We start from the raw sequence: 13,898 nt of genomic DNA on the forward strand, positions 1-13,898 counted from the left end.
ATCGTTGAGTACCCTAGCACAAGCACAAAAAAAAGGCTTTGCCGCTACTATATGGGACTTTTTAACAACAGTCGACCATAAGAAGATTGGGATTCTGTATTTGATTGCCGGCGGAATTTTCTTCCTTATGGGTGGTATTGAAGCACTTTTAATTCGTATTCAACTTGCTGTACCAAACAATGATTTCGTTAGTGCAGGATTGTTTAATGAAATTATTACTATGCATGGTACAACAATGATTTTCTTGGCAGCGATGCCATTGCTTTTAGGATTTATGAATGCTATTATGCCACTTCAAATTGGTGCGCGTGATGTAGCATTCCCATTCTTAAATGCACTAGGATTTTGGTTGTTTTTCTTTGGAGGCCTTTTCCTAAATCTTTCTTGGTTTTTAGGTGGGGCACCTGATGCAGGATGGACTTCTTACGCATCTCTATCCTTAGATTCACCAGGTCATGGAATTGATTTCTATCTATTAGGTATTCAAGTATCTGGATTTGGAACATTAATTGGGGGAATTAACTTCCTAGTTACGATTATTAATATGCGTGCTCCAGGTATGACATATATGAGAATGCCATTATTCACATGGACTACTTTTGTGGCTTCTGCGCTAATTTTATTCGCATTTCCGCCACTTACAATTGGAATTTTCATGTTGATGTTTGACCGCTTGTTTGGATCTAACTTCTTTGTTGTTGCAAACGGTGGTAATACCATTATTTATGAACACTTCTTCTGGATTTTTGGTCACCCTGAAGTTTATATTTTAATTTTACCTGCTTTTGGTATATTCTCAGAGATTTTTGCTACTTTCTCAAGAAAGCGTCTTTTCGGATACTCTTCAATGGTATTCGCGACAGTTTTAATTGGATTTTTAGGATTTATGGTTTGGGCTCACCATATGTTTACAGTAGGTATGGGTCCTATCGCCAATGCGATTTTTGCTGTTGCTACAATGGCTATTGCCGTTCCAACAGGAATTAAGATCTTTAACTGGCTCTTGACAATGTGGGGCGGAAGTATTAAGTTTACGACGCCGATGCTTTGGGCAGTCGCTTTCATTCCATCCTTTGTAATGGGTGGGGTAACAGGTGTTATGCAAGCTGCAGCACCAGCTGACTACCAATACCATGATAGTTACTTTATCGTTGCTCACTTCCACTATGTAATTGTTGGTGGGGTAGTATTCGGTATACTAGCTGCAACCCATTTTTACTGGCCAAAAATGTTCGGTAAAATGTTGAATGAAGCTATGGGAAAAATTACATTTGTATTATTCTTTGTAGGGTTCCATTTAACGTTCTTTATCCAACATTTCTTAGGCTTGATGGGAATGCCTCGTCGTGTATGGACATTCTTGCCAGGTCAAGGTTTAGAAACAGGAAACTTAGTAAGTTCCATTGGGGCTGCTTTCATGGCTGCAGGGGTTATCGTTCTATTATTGAATGTTGTGGTTACAACTGCAAAAGGTAAAAGAGTTGGAAATGACCCATGGGAAGATGGTCGTACTTTAGAATGGGCTATTTCTTCACCAGCACCATTTTACAATTTCAAGCAAACTCCACTTGTACGTGGTTTAGATCCATATTGGCTTGATAAAATGGAAGGAAGAAAAGGAATTACTCCGGCTGAACCATTAGGAGATATTCATATGCCAAATTCTTCATTCGTTCCGTTTGTCATTTCATTAGGATTCTTCATCGCATCATTTGGTGCTATGTATCAATTTGATGATAAACCTTGGGGTATTCCAGTGTTAATTATTGGTTTAGCTATTTCGTTTGGTTCTATGTTATATCGTTCTTTAAAAGACGATCATGGTTACCATATTCATAAAGAAGATTTAATGGAAGTTGATAATAAGGGGGTTAAGGCATAATGCAAGTAGAGGAAAAATTTACACCCCAAACTTGGCCAGAATCTCCTGAAAAAGCAACAATGGAAGGGAAAAATAAATTTTTAGGTTTCTGGTTATTCTTAGGAGGAGAGACTGTGCTTTTCGCCTCTCTCTTCGCAACATATCTTGCTTTAAAAGACAAAGTACCAAGTCCAGATCATGCTTTAGCAAAAGATCTATTTGAGTTACCGCTGTCATTTGTTATGACAATGTTGCTTTTAACAAGTTCATTGACTAGTGTATACGCAATGTATCACATGAAGAACTATAGCTTTAAGAAAATGCAGTTATGGTTATTCTTTACAGTATTGCTTGGACTCGGCTTCCTTGGTTTAGAAATTTACGAGTTTAATCATTATGTGCATGAGTATAACCACACTTTCACAAGTAGTGCATTTAGTTCTGCATTTTATACTTTAGTAGGTTTCCATGGTGCTCACGTTATCTTTGGACTATCATGGATCATTGCTTTAATGCTTAGAAATGCAAAACGTGGATTAAGCCTATATAATGCACCTAAATTTTATTTAGCAAGCCTTTATTGGCACTTCATTGACGTTGTATGGGTATTTATTTTCACTGTAGTATATTTGATGGGGATGGTGGGATAGACTGATGGTGAGTCAACAATCTAATTCAGGTAACCCAAGATTAAATTACGAATATCGCCGCAAAAAAAATGCAGAAGAAATGAAAGGGCAAGTTATTTCATTTACACTCATGATTTTCTTCACAGTCATTGCATTTGTGGTAGTTGGATTAGAATTATCAAAATGGTTCGTCGTGCCGTTTATTTTATTACTTGCTGCTGTTCAAGTTGGTTTCCAACTTTACTATTTCATGCATATGAGTCATAAAGGACACGAAGCTCCATCATTATTTCTATGGTCAGCTATTACAGTTGCCTTTGCCACTATTTTAGCTTTCCTAACTGTTGTATGGATTTAATTTTAAAAAGAAGACCAATTCTTTATGAATTGGTCTTTTTGCCCTTTTTTTATGATTCGGTTGGAAGATACTAGAAATGAATGGATAAAAGACAAATGGGTCTGGTGCAGAGAGTAGTTTGTGGTAGTGATACAATGGATCAATTTAAGAGGGAGTTTAAAATGTCATGAACTTGTCAATTCATTACATTGAATCACACCTTTGTAAAAGTTATAATTTAAAGAAAGGCATTTCAAAAAAATAGAGGTGATTTTTATGCCTATAGGAATTTTTGGTTTTCAAGCATTATGGAGCCCTTTTTTCATTATCGCATTATTATTTCTGACTGTTGTCTATTTCCTTATAACTGTTAAGTGGAGAAAAGATTTTAAAGAAAGTAAACCGCTTACAAAAAAGCAAGCAACCTATTTCGTTATGGGGGTCATCTTACTTTATGCGACAAAAGGTTCTCCGTTAGATTTAATGGGGCATATTATGTTTACTTACCATATGGTGCAAATGGCTCTACTTTTTATGATTGTTGTCCCGTTATTAATGAAAGGAATTCCTCCTTGGTTATGGAGAGCGATCATTAATGTTCCTGTCGTTAAACCTATTTTTAATTTATTTACAAAACCACTGATTGCTGTTGTCCTTTTTAATGGAATATTTTCTTTTTATCATATCCCCTTAATTTTTGACACGATTAAGCTAAGTGAGACAATGCATGGATTATATACTTTCATGTTGTTCGTTTTAGCTATTTTCATGTGGTGGCCTATCATCAATGAACTTGGTGGCAAATATGAATTGAGTGGATTAAAAAAGGTGGGCTATATCTTTGCTGACGGAGCTTTATTACTTCCTGCCTGTGCATTGATTATATTTGCTAGTGAACCTATGTATGTGACGTACAGTGATGCTTCAGCATGGCTTCAAGCTATGCAATTATGTGTACCAGTGTCTACTCTCGAAGGTTTAAACTTAAGTGGACCGGAGTTATTCTCTAATATGCCGGTTTTAGAAGACCAACAATTGGGTGGAATCGTAATGAAAATCATCCAAGAGGTTGTTTATGGAGTAGTGTTGGCTCGTATTTTTGTTGAATGGTATCGTAAAGAAGGTCAAAAAGTGGATGAAATTGATTCTGCAACCATTATGCAAAACAACAACCCACGCGTTGTAAAATAAGAATAAAAAGGGTTACCCTAAAGTATGAAGTATATGCAAACATGATGAAGTTGTGATCGATACTTTCTCATCGATTGCTTCCTTTCATCAATGCTTGCACTTTTGATGACTTCTAGCTGCAGCGCCTATCGGCTAGCGAATTTCTCTGCCTTTTCTACGATAAGTCAACATCAGCTCGTGAAAGACCTCGCTGTGTTTTCTTTATCTCGGTCGGGACTTGCGAAATCCGTACGCTAGAGCTGGGCGCTTGCGCTTTTGTTCATATCATAATGAAGATGAAAATGGGAGAGAGGATCTTAATATGTCTTTACCGATTTTACCGACGATTAGCACTACTTTTATCGTTCTTAGCGCGATTACGGTAGCGGTCGGATGGGTACAAATAAAACAAAGAAAAATAGAAACACACAAAAAAACAATGTTTCTTGCCGCCATTTTTGCCTTAATTTTTTTCATTATCTATGCAAGTAGAACGATTTTTATTGGAAATACTGCATTTGGAGGCCCTGATGATCTTAAGATTTTTTATACAATCTTTTTAATTTTCCATATCACTCTTGCTACAACTGGGGCTGTTTTTGGTATTGTGACTTTATTAACGGGTTACAAGAATAATTTAGTGAAACACCGAAAACTTGGTCCGATCACAAGTATTATTTGGTTCTTTACAGCCATTACGGGTGTAGCAGTCTATTTCCTTCTATATGTTTTATACAAAGGGGGAGAAACGACATCCGTCATTAAGGCCATTTTGGGTTTCTAAACTTCATGGACAATAAAGCTCCTAATGAACGGTCATTAGGAGCTTTTTGTTATATTTTATAATTCAAGTTAATAATTCCTGCCTCTCGTGCAGAACTAAATAAAATTAAGATTAATGGACCAATAATAAACCCAAGGATCCCGAGTAATTTCAGACCAAGATACATCGCAATCAATGTAGCAAGTGGGGATAATCCGATATGGCTTCCCATCACTTTTGGTTCAATGGTTCGCCGAATGATTAGTAGAACAGCCGCTAAAATCGATAATTGTGTAGCAATGGTAATGTCCCCCATAATAAAATAATAAAGCGCCCAAGGAGCTAAAATAACGATAGATCCGATAATAGGAATGAGATCTATGACCCAGATTACCAATGACATGACAACTGCTACATGCGGTGTAATGAACAATAGCCCGATCAAACTTACGATAAAAATAATAATACTGACGAGAAATTGTGCTTTTAAAAAGCCAAAAATAACAAATGATAATCTTGAAGTCATAAAATGTACTTTATCGGCTGTTTGATCTGATAGGTGACGGTAAAATCCTTCTTTTATTTTCGGTAAATCTAACATGAATAAAAATAAAGCAATTAAATAGACGATAAAACTAACTAAATAATTTGGAATATCAGCTAATGCACTACTTATTTTTTCAATACTTAAATATTGCTTTATGCTATCCTTAAAACTTGTAAAGAAATTTTGAATTGTATCACTAACTTCTTTTACTAATTCTTTTGGTAAATCTTCCGAGGCCTTCAGTAACTTATCTTCATATTGGATCCATAAATCCGATATATTATTGATGTATTGAGGGGCTCCTTCTACTAAGTTTATTGCTTCTCCAATTACCTTCGTAGAAACGACATAAGTAATAAAAAAGATACACAATAGAAAGCTAATAAAAATGATCATTACAGACCATTTTCTCTCTAAGTGAAATCTCCTATGTAAAAAAGCAATAGGAGGCTCTAGTATTATTGCGGTAACTAGCGCAGTAATTAATGGAACAGAAACGGGGAGTACTAAGTACAAAATTACCGCAATTAATAAGATCGCCAAAATAATTGCAATTCTTTTTTTACTAAAAAATTTTGCCAATTCTGTACTCCTTTCTTATATAATGAAACTTCAATTAGTGGGGAATTTTCGTCATCCCCCACTGATTCTTGTGAATCTGGATAAAAATTCAGTAAAAACATGATAAATATATTATAGTAAAGAGCGTATAGGTTGAACAGTATTAATGGTGAAAAAAGAAAGAAAAGCACAGATAACAATGATCCTGTGCTTTTAAAAAATTATTGTGCTAATTGTTGTAACTCTTTTTTTACACTTTCAATGACAGATTCGCATGTTTTAACTAGCTGGGATGGGAAATTCTCGTCTTCACCATATTCAACTCCATGAGGATAATAATGCTTTCCAAGGATTGGTGTGATCAATTGAATTGTCGCGTGTCTTGAGTCAACATTTCCCTCGATTGCATAACCTTGTATGCGTAAGTAGTAAATATCATTTTTTATTTGGATTTTTCGGTCGTATGTTACACGTTCATAATCCCACTGACCTGCACGAATTAACTGATGGGATTTCATAGCATGATCTAAAGTTTGCAGATCAATTTTAATGTCCTCTAAACCAGTATTTTCAAATCTCATGTAATGTCCCTCCTACATCCTAAAAAAACTATTCATAATGATTGTATGTAAAATACGTACAATTTACCTCATTGTTAATAATAGTCCAAAAAAAGAAATCTTGCAACGAAACATTATTAGAATCTGTTTTTTCTCATAGAGATAAAGTAAATAATTTGTCACAAAAGGAAAATGACTAGTGTGGATTGGGAATACGAAAATATAGGATGACCCTAAGAATAATGTTATAATGAATATAATGATTGACACGGTATTTAAGACCATTATGGTAATCAAATGAGAAATGGTGACGGAGAGTTTTTGATTATGACTTAAAAGGATGGGAAAGGGGGATGACTTCTGCGTACTGTTATAAGAATTTTGATTATATTATCCATTGTTTTGTTGATTGGAATTTATACGAATAAAGCGATTGAAAAAGATGAATTATTGGAAAACCCCGTATCTAAATCCCCCTCAAAAATAGATGTTCAAGAAAAGTTATATCATCCTACAAATCCAGCTCAATTAGGGGAAAGGCCTACTCAAGGAATCTCCATGTATATTGGGAAATCCTCCGAAGAGATCATTAAAGTGTTTGGAAAACCAAGGAGAATTGATCCTTCTTTATATGGATATGATTGGTGGATTTATAACCACAATGAATCTTATATGCAAATTGGGGTGGAAAATAATAAAGTTGTTACTGCCTATGTGATGGGCAATCAAGTGGATATAGCTCCTTTCAAAATTGATCAACCTGTAGAGGAAATTTTCCGCAAGAATTTTATAGATACGGAAATATTAATCACGAATCAAAAGGGAACATACCGCTTTGAACTTTCTGAAGATGATTTAAATATTCGTCCTCTCGTCCCTCTTGGGGAAATCTATGCACAAATATATTTGGATAAATTAAATGGAACTTTATCGAGTGTTCGATTTATGAATAAAGATGTTTTAATTAAGCAACGTCCTTATGAGATGGTGTATCATGGAGAACTCTCTGATCCATATGAACCTTCTGATCAAGACTGGGATAAGATCCAAGAAGGAGCGGAAAAGCAAGTATTGGATTTAACGAATATTGTCCGAAAGAGATTTGAACTGAAAAAGGTGAAATGGGATAAAGGTACAGCTAATATTGCGTTAGAACATAGCAAAGAGATGTACGAAAAAGAGTTTTTTTCTCATGAATCACCTTCTTCCGGAAATTTGGGGGATCGGTTGAAATTAGCGGAAATCGAATTTGTGCAAGCCGGTGAAAATATCGCTGTAAACTACATTGATGCTCCAGATGCAGTTGAAGGGTGGCTGAATTCTGAGGGCCATAGGAAGACATTGCTTGAAAAGGAATTTACACATTTAGGTGTTGGTGTGTATAAAAAGTATTACACGCAAAATTTTATTCAAAAAGTTTCCAATTAAACGGGGTGTTTCATTATGTTCTTCGTACAATCATGTACTGAAGGTCTAATGCACCCCGTTTTACTATAACGGTCCTTGGCTATGATTTATTTTCAGTAGGGGGATGAAGAATAAAAAAAGTACCAGTAGCATGCGCGATTTTTTTGACTGTATCTGTGTTTGAATCGATGATTTCCACTTCACCTTCAACAATCAAAGTTTTTGATCCTTTATGAAGGAGTTTTGCTTTCGCATTAAGAAAATCTCCTTTCCCAGGAGCAATATAATGAATATTTAAATTAGAGGTAACGGCACTTGAAGAAGGGGGACAGACTGCGTTTGCAATGGAACCCATAGATGAGTCTAAAATGGTCGCTGTAATTCCTCCATGAACAATCTGAAGGCTATTATGGACAAGTTCAGAGACTGGAATCGAAATTTCACACTCAGTTTCCGTCAAAATTCTCTTCATTCTTAGCAACCTTCCAATATAAGAACCCTCTTCTTTTATTTTTTCTTTAAATCCTAAAAGCAATTGATGTAAAATCACTTTTTCATTATCCGTAGCTGTATGTAAACATTGTTGAAATAAATCGGAAATTTGTTGGTCTTTCATGAAATCACCTACTTAAATTAGATCATATTTATTTTATTAAAAAAATGGTTGTATGAATCATGATGTAAGTGGTCTTTTAATCATATCATGTATCTATTCGATTGAAAACTTTTTCCATTTCACTCTTTCTATGTCTTTTCATAAAATAAAAATATGGATTACAAGTGGTGGGGGTAGACAATATTGAAAAAAGATGACTTACATCCAAGTGTCATGAAATTCAAAAAATTTATGGAAAGCCATCCAAAATTAAAGGATGAAATAAAAAAAAGAAATAGTACCTTACAGGATTTATATGAAGAATGGTATTTATTTGGAGAAGATGATTCCCATTGGTTGAAATACAAAGAAAATCAACAAGAGATAAATAAAGACAAAGTAGAGGATCAAAATAACAAGAAAACAGGTTGGATAGAGAATGTGTTATCGATTGTAAAAGATATGGATCCCCATCAAATCCAGCAACATTTACAGCATTTAAATGAAGCATTAGGTGCAGTTCAGGGAATTCTCTCCCAGTTCCAGACAAGTGAAAAAGCTCCTCAAAAGGCACCTGATTCTGTAAAAACATCCCATCCATTTATGTTTAGAAAAGATTGAAGGAGGAGATTTTAAATGCGCCAGGATGTAATGAATTATATTCGATCTAAATTGGAGTTAAGACAATTTTTACATCAACAACCACAATGGTATCGGATTTTAAGCCGCCATCCCGAACAGTTACAGCAATTTGAAATTCAGTCCATGACCTTTTTTGAAAGGACTATTCCTCAAAAAGTTGAAAAAATCTCAAATGGTTTACAATGGGCATCTATGATGATGGGAATGTTACAATCATTTAATCAAAATACGAATACGGAAAGAACCGATTAATCGTGAAAAGATGATCGGTTCTTCTTTTTTATGACTAAAAAAGAACGGAATGCAAAGGATAAGAAAAAACGAGGAGTGATGATATGAAGAAAACCTTTTTACTTTTTCTTCTTCTTTTTATGGTAACAGGTTGTAAGCAACAATACCCTGAACCTGAATCACAAAAAGATGTTCCAAAAGTAGACGCTGCAATCGTAAATGGTCAAAACTCATTAAATGTTCGCCATACTATTCAGGGCAATCAAATCTTCATTGAATGTATTGTTCCTCATATTACCTTTACAAACGGAAAAAAAGGTCATCAACGTGGGAAAATAGTGGTTTCAATTGATGGAAAGCGTTATAAGGAGTACAACACAGCCGCATTTATCATTAAAGGAGTAGATAAAGGTCCACATCATATTAAAATAGATGTTTTGACTTACCGTAATCAACCATTGGGTTTATCAAAAGAATTCTATATGACGATCCCATAATGATTCGCTCGGATATTTGAAACATGCTATAATGGATAGATGGAGGTGGGATTTTGCTTACGACTACAATGGAAAAAATTGCAATTGTCGAAGAGGCAGAACATTTAGCCGAAATGATTTTACAATCTGACTTAGCGGATCAATACCGCGAGCATTATTATAAATTATATCAACATCCAGTCACTGCAAAAAAAGTCCGACATTTTGTTCAATATAAAGAGAGATATGAAGAAGTTCAACGTTTTGGTCGTTATCATCCTGATTATTCAGAGGTGATGAAAAATATTCGTGAAGTAAAACGTGAAATGGACCTGGATCATAATGTTTCTGAGTTTCGAAAGATCGAAAATGAATTACAACAATTATTGGATGAAATTAGTGTGATGATTGGTCGTTCTGTTTCGATTGGGATTAAAGTTCCGACGGGTAACCCCTTTTTTGAGGGCGCTTCGAGTTGTGGTGGGGGTTGTGGTTCTGGGGGAGGTTGCAGCTGCTCGGCATAATGAAATGGGTGGAAGACTATTGATGAATCTTTTCGGTTTATGATAGACTGTGGAAAAGCATATTAATATCGAGGAGATCGCAAATGTTTAAAAACCGCCAGGGGATCATTGTTTGGTTATACAATTTAAAACATGCCAAAACAATGAGAAGATATGGGAATGTTCATTACGTATCAAAAAAATTAAAATATGTCGTTGTCTATTGCGATGAAGAAAATGTTGAATACAATATGGAGAAACTCCAATCTTTACCTTTTGTCAAAAGGGCAGAACCCTCATACAAACCATTTTTAAAAACAGAATTTGAAAATTCAAAACCGGATAAGGCAAAGCAATACGATTATAAACTCGAAGTATAATAAACGAGCATACCAATAGTGGTGTGCTCGTTCCTTCATTGAATACAAAATCACATGTGGAATTTTTATTATTTCATTGGAGGAATATATCGATTCATCCTTAAGATCCCGATTAGATACTGATAATACAGCTCTTTTTCAGCGAAAATGCTAGAAGGTTTTATCTCCAATTCAATCAATTTTTTTCCTAGTGAATGCGCTAAATTTTTAAAGAGTTCAAAGCGTTTATTTTCTTTAAATTTAGGATGGGGTATACCTTCACGACAGATATAAATTGGTTGAAAGTCACCAGGGGTTGTTGCTTCCAGGACGGTTGCTAATGAGGTAACAGGCCGTTCGTTTACAACGGTATGGAACGCTAGCATAGTAAATAGTCGATGTTGGTTTGTTTTTGTTATCTCGATAAGTTCATAAAGATCTGAATACCCTTCTCCAAGTTCAATAAATCGTTGTATCAAATGATTACCTCCCTTTTTGTAAACAGTGGATGTTCCACAAACTTCATTTCAAATACTTTTTTACCTTAGACCCTCCCCATTTTACCTTTAATGAATGGACGTCTCAACTTTTTTCATAGATCTATTTGGATGAGGACAAAGAAACGCATCATTAATTAACATCCATTCCACTTCAAAATATGACAAAAGAATTCATAATTAATTAGTTTCAAAAGTAATCAAAATTTACTACTATAAGTATAGGATAATATTGCTATTGCAGATAAAAAAATGATAATAGGTGATGATTTATGGTAAATAAGGCCCTTGTGATGATAATTTTCCTTTTGTTGTTAAGTGCGGGAATCTTATTTTTTCAATGGAATGGATACGAAAATAAGATAAAAGGATCTGAAATGCCTGTATTACAACAAACGATTTCAATTGAACAAGAAAATCACCAATTGATCATCAATCAAACTTTTCAGGGGTTTAAAGAAATGAAAAAAGTGATGGCTAAATCCCCTGCAGAAGCTTTCCAAATTCAATGTTTTTCAAAAGAAGGAAAATGTAATGTCGAAGGGCAAACTTTAGAACTGATCCCAAAAGGCGAGAGTATTACGATCCAATATAAAATGAATCATGTACGTTCTAAGCCATCTCTTTTATTAACCGATTGGTTTATTCGTGTCGATCAAGCAAAAGTAAAGGCTACAACCATTAAATTAACAGAAAAAGCAGAGAGAAGTGGGGAGTGGTTTTCGAGCTTACCAAGGGTTGGAGAAGAAACCTTAAACCTTGTTGATTATTATGTGTTTGCAGGGAAAGGAGAATCCCCCATCCTTTATTGGCAAAGTGAAGATGCTAATCAAGTGTTAGATGAGCCAGGTCTCATTGTATATGGGAATGACCTGGACAAAATCAAAATGGATCATTCATATTTTTCTAAGGACTCTTATCAGTTCGCACAACCTATCATTATTGTTATAACTCCTTTGCATTCTGAGTATAAATCAGAATATTTTATGTTGCTGAACGATTCTTCGGGATTATCTCATATTCCAGAGAAGATGATGAAGGACTACGTAGATAAACGATTTCAGTTTCCAGAGAAAGAAAAATGGTATAGTGATTTTTTAGTTTCCATTCTATTAAATCAACCGGTTGGGACTAATAAAGCAAAAGAGATGTATGCTCATTTTGTCAGTAGTATTCCAAAGGAGAAAATTCATGATTGGAAAAGGAAGGTAAGAGCACAAGAGGGTCATGAAATAGATGGAAATCAACTAGATGATTTACTCAATGAAGTAATGGGATGGAATACGAACTTTTTTGAGGAAAATGCCAATCCAACAACTCCGTTAAAAAAAATTACCTTTTTTGACCCAAGGCCAGTCTTTGTGAATGGAAAAAGGCAGGATAATATTCAGTTAATGTTGGAGAAAAATCGGTTAGTATTCCCTTTTGAAATTACATTAAAGGCGATGGGGTTTGATATCACAGCGATTGACGAGAATAACCAGTATGTGATCAAAAAAGATCGAAATTTGTATCGGTTTTATTTAAATAAAAATCATTTCATGTTAAATGAGGAGGACTATGGATTACTAAAAAATCCACTTGAACAAATCAACGGGAAAATTTATATGGAAAAGATTTGGCTCGAGGAAATATTCGATGCCACCATTACAGATAAAAAACACTCCATCGAAATAAGATTATAAGAACAAAAGCGAAAGCGCCTGCTCATCGGCGTACGGATTTCGGAGTCTTTGACTGAGATAAAGGAAACGAGAGCGAGGGCCCTATCGAGCTGATGTTGACTTATCGGAGGGAGGAGACGTAGAAATACGCTAGCCGATAGGCGCTAGAGCTAGAGGTATAACAAATGAATCGTCTTTTCTCAGTTTTAAATTTTATTGTTTCCAAAAAATAAAAAAAACCTGCAGAAATATCTGCAGGTTCCTTCATCATCCTTTAACTAGGATAGAAGGCAAAGGGAGAGGAGAAACCGGAGGAAGAACTTATGGGGAAACGTAAGTCTTCTCCGCGGTTGGCAACAACATCTCGATTGATGTTGTTAGGTCTATTATGTACATAAAATCACTTTTTATACTTTCATATGAAAAAATCAAGCACGAATTCCGCATCGCTTTATTTGTCAAAGATTGTAGATTACCAAATTAAATTGTGTTACGATAATGAAGAATTCTAATTAAATGGTGAGAATGTATGAGAGTAATTTCAGGAAAATTAAAAGGTATACAACTTAAAGCTGTTCCAGGAAAAGATACCAGACCAACGACAGATAAAGTAAAGGAAGCGATTTTTAATATAGTCGGTCCCTATTTTTTAGAAGGGATTGGTTTAGACCTTTTTGCTGGCAGTGGTGGACTTGGGATTGAAGCATTAAGCAGAGGGTTTCATCAAATGATTTTTGTAGACCGAGATATGAAAGCGGTTCAAACGATTAAGACGAACTTATCCCAATGTCATGTACGTGAGGAAAGTGAAATATACCGAAATCATGCTGAACGTGCGCTAAATGCTGTAAAAAAAAGACAAATTCAATTCGATGGAATCTTTTTAGATCCACCATATAAAAAACAGAAGTTGCATAAGCTTCTACAAATAATTGATGAAGAGCAACTTCTACGAAAAGATGGTTTTGTCGTTTGCGAGCATAGTTCTGATATTGAAATGCCATATGAAGTGGGGAATCTTCATATAGTGAAACAAGAATCATATGGGATCATTGGAATATCTATTTATGAACAAAAGGCGCCAAAGAACTGAAAT

The 13,898-nt window shown here is 35.0% G+C and carries 17 protein-coding genes; 13 read left to right on the forward strand and 4 right to left on the reverse strand.

Annotated features, from left to right (window positions below; all coding sequences use genetic code 11):
• Positions 1-4: 4 nt before the first annotated feature.
• From ctaD to J2S13_RS07905, 5 genes are all read left to right on the forward strand, one after another.
• Positions 5-1,882 carry a cytochrome c oxidase subunit I gene (ctaD, locus tag J2S13_RS07885; RefSeq protein WP_307257199.1) on the forward strand — a complete coding sequence of 626 codons (1,878 nt, stop codon included), beginning with the start codon at positions 5-7 and terminating at the stop codon, positions 1,880-1,882.
• The gene (locus J2S13_RS07890; RefSeq protein ID WP_307257200.1) at positions 1,882-2,511 is read left to right on the forward strand and encodes a cytochrome c oxidase subunit 3; all 630 of its coding nucleotides are present in this window, start codon (positions 1,882-1,884) and stop codon (positions 2,509-2,511) included. The genes ctaD and J2S13_RS07890 overlap by 1 nt, the downstream gene beginning before the upstream one ends.
• Positions 2,512-2,515: 4 nt before the next feature.
• The gene (ctaF, locus tag J2S13_RS07895) at positions 2,516-2,848 is read left to right on the forward strand and encodes a cytochrome c oxidase subunit IVB (RefSeq protein ID WP_307257201.1); all 333 of its coding nucleotides are present in this window, start codon (positions 2,516-2,518) and stop codon (positions 2,846-2,848) included.
• A gap of 255 nt (positions 2,849-3,103) precedes the next feature.
• A complete protein-coding gene (gene ctaG / locus J2S13_RS07900) occupies positions 3,104-4,018 on the forward strand; it encodes a cytochrome c oxidase assembly factor CtaG (protein ID WP_307257202.1) in 915 nt (304 codons plus the stop codon).
• A gap of 301 nt (positions 4,019-4,319) precedes the next feature.
• Positions 4,320-4,781 carry a DUF420 domain-containing protein gene (locus J2S13_RS07905; protein WP_307257203.1) on the forward strand — a complete coding sequence of 154 codons (462 nt, stop codon included), beginning with the start codon at positions 4,320-4,322 and terminating at the stop codon, positions 4,779-4,781.
• A gap of 49 nt (positions 4,782-4,830) precedes the next feature.
• On the opposite strand, the gene ytvI is transcribed toward J2S13_RS07905, so the two are convergent.
• Positions 4,831-5,889 carry a sporulation integral membrane protein YtvI gene (ytvI, locus tag J2S13_RS07910; protein ID WP_307257204.1) on the reverse strand — a complete coding sequence of 353 codons (1,059 nt, stop codon included), beginning with the start codon at positions 5,887-5,889 and terminating at the stop codon, positions 4,831-4,833.
• Positions 5,890-6,089: 200 nt separating this feature from the next.
• Positions 6,090-6,449: a YugN family protein gene (locus J2S13_RS07915; protein ID WP_307257205.1), complete on the reverse strand. Its 360-nt coding sequence runs from the start codon at positions 6,447-6,449 to the stop codon at positions 6,090-6,092.
• 360 nt (positions 6,450-6,809) lie between these two features.
• On the opposite strand from J2S13_RS07915, the gene J2S13_RS07920 reads away from it, so the two are divergent.
• Complete coding sequence (locus J2S13_RS07920) at positions 6,810-7,856, forward strand: CAP domain-containing protein (protein ID WP_307257206.1); 1,047 nt, start codon at positions 6,810-6,812, stop codon at positions 7,854-7,856.
• A 79-nt stretch (positions 7,857-7,935) separates the two neighbouring features.
• On the opposite strand, the gene J2S13_RS07925 is transcribed toward J2S13_RS07920, so the two are convergent.
• Positions 7,936-8,451, reverse strand: coding sequence for a PaaI family thioesterase (locus J2S13_RS07925; RefSeq protein ID WP_307257207.1), 516 nt, complete (start codon positions 8,449-8,451; stop codon positions 7,936-7,938).
• A gap of 183 nt (positions 8,452-8,634) precedes the next feature.
• Here J2S13_RS07925 and J2S13_RS07930 point away from each other — a divergent pair, with 183 nt between their 5' ends.
• From J2S13_RS07930 to J2S13_RS07950, 5 genes are all read left to right on the forward strand, one after another.
• The gene (locus J2S13_RS07930; RefSeq protein WP_307257208.1) at positions 8,635-9,051 is read left to right on the forward strand and encodes a YlbD family protein; all 417 of its coding nucleotides are present in this window, start codon (positions 8,635-8,637) and stop codon (positions 9,049-9,051) included.
• Positions 9,052-9,066: 15 nt separating this feature from the next.
• Positions 9,067-9,324: a YlbE-like family protein gene (locus J2S13_RS07935; protein WP_307257209.1), complete on the forward strand. Its 258-nt coding sequence runs from the start codon at positions 9,067-9,069 to the stop codon at positions 9,322-9,324.
• 83 nt (positions 9,325-9,407) lie between these two features.
• A complete protein-coding gene (locus J2S13_RS07940; RefSeq protein WP_307257210.1) occupies positions 9,408-9,800 on the forward strand; it encodes a hypothetical protein in 393 nt (130 codons plus the stop codon).
• A gap of 68 nt (positions 9,801-9,868) precedes the next feature.
• Complete coding sequence (locus tag J2S13_RS07945) at positions 9,869-10,303, forward strand: YlbF/YmcA family competence regulator (RefSeq protein WP_307257248.1); 435 nt, start codon at positions 9,869-9,871, stop codon at positions 10,301-10,303.
• Between the two features lie 83 nt (positions 10,304-10,386).
• Complete coding sequence (locus J2S13_RS07950) at positions 10,387-10,662, forward strand: YlbG family protein (RefSeq protein ID WP_307257211.1); 276 nt, start codon at positions 10,387-10,389, stop codon at positions 10,660-10,662.
• A 68-nt stretch (positions 10,663-10,730) separates the two neighbouring features.
• Here J2S13_RS07950 and J2S13_RS07955 read toward each other — a convergent pair whose 3' ends face one another.
• A complete protein-coding gene (locus J2S13_RS07955; protein WP_307257212.1) occupies positions 10,731-11,120 on the reverse strand; it encodes a DUF7147 family protein in 390 nt (129 codons plus the stop codon).
• 290 nt (positions 11,121-11,410) lie between these two features.
• Here J2S13_RS07955 and J2S13_RS07960 point away from each other — a divergent pair, with 290 nt between their 5' ends.
• Positions 11,411-12,823, forward strand: coding sequence for a stalk domain-containing protein (locus tag J2S13_RS07960; RefSeq protein WP_307257213.1), 1,413 nt, complete (start codon positions 11,411-11,413; stop codon positions 12,821-12,823).
• A gap of 508 nt (positions 12,824-13,331) precedes the next feature.
• Positions 13,332-13,895 (forward strand): 16S rRNA (guanine(966)-N(2))-methyltransferase RsmD, encoded by a 564-nt coding sequence (gene rsmD, locus J2S13_RS07965; protein ID WP_307257214.1) that lies wholly within the window; start codon positions 13,332-13,334, stop codon positions 13,893-13,895.
• Positions 13,896-13,898 lie beyond the last annotated feature (3 nt).

This window comes from Oikeobacillus pervagus, assembly GCF_030813365.1.
GTDB classification, from domain to species: Bacteria; Bacillota; Bacilli; order Bacillales; family DSM-23947; genus Oikeobacillus; species Oikeobacillus pervagus.

What these genes read in the sequence shown, in the direction of transcription:
- J2S13_RS07890 (WP_307257200.1), top strand. Translation starts at nt 1,882, where the DNA reads ATGCAAGTAGAGGAAAAATTTACACCCCAAACTTGGCCAGAATCTCCT.
- ctaF (WP_307257201.1), top strand. Translation starts at nt 2,516, where the DNA reads ATGGTGAGTCAACAATCTAATTCAGGTAACCCAAGATTAAATTACGAA.
- ctaG (WP_307257202.1), top strand. Translation starts at nt 3,104, where the DNA reads ATGCCTATAGGAATTTTTGGTTTTCAAGCATTATGGAGCCCTTTTTTC.
- J2S13_RS07905 (WP_307257203.1), top strand. Translation starts at nt 4,320, where the DNA reads ATGTCTTTACCGATTTTACCGACGATTAGCACTACTTTTATCGTTCTT.
- J2S13_RS07915 (WP_307257205.1), bottom strand. Translation starts at nt 6,449, where the DNA reads ATGAGATTTGAAAATACTGGTTTAGAGGACATTAAAATTGATCTGCAA.
- J2S13_RS07925 (WP_307257207.1), bottom strand. Translation starts at nt 8,451, where the DNA reads ATGAAAGACCAACAAATTTCCGATTTATTTCAACAATGTTTACATACA.
- J2S13_RS07935 (WP_307257209.1), top strand. Translation starts at nt 9,067, where the DNA reads ATGCGCCAGGATGTAATGAATTATATTCGATCTAAATTGGAGTTAAGA.
- J2S13_RS07940 (WP_307257210.1), top strand. Translation starts at nt 9,408, where the DNA reads ATGAAGAAAACCTTTTTACTTTTTCTTCTTCTTTTTATGGTAACAGGT.
- J2S13_RS07945 (WP_307257248.1), top strand. Translation starts at nt 9,869, where the DNA reads ATGGAAAAAATTGCAATTGTCGAAGAGGCAGAACATTTAGCCGAAATG.
- J2S13_RS07950 (WP_307257211.1), top strand. Translation starts at nt 10,387, where the DNA reads ATGTTTAAAAACCGCCAGGGGATCATTGTTTGGTTATACAATTTAAAA.
- J2S13_RS07960 (WP_307257213.1), top strand. Translation starts at nt 11,411, where the DNA reads ATGGTAAATAAGGCCCTTGTGATGATAATTTTCCTTTTGTTGTTAAGT.
- rsmD (WP_307257214.1), top strand. Translation starts at nt 13,332, where the DNA reads ATGAGAGTAATTTCAGGAAAATTAAAAGGTATACAACTTAAAGCTGTT.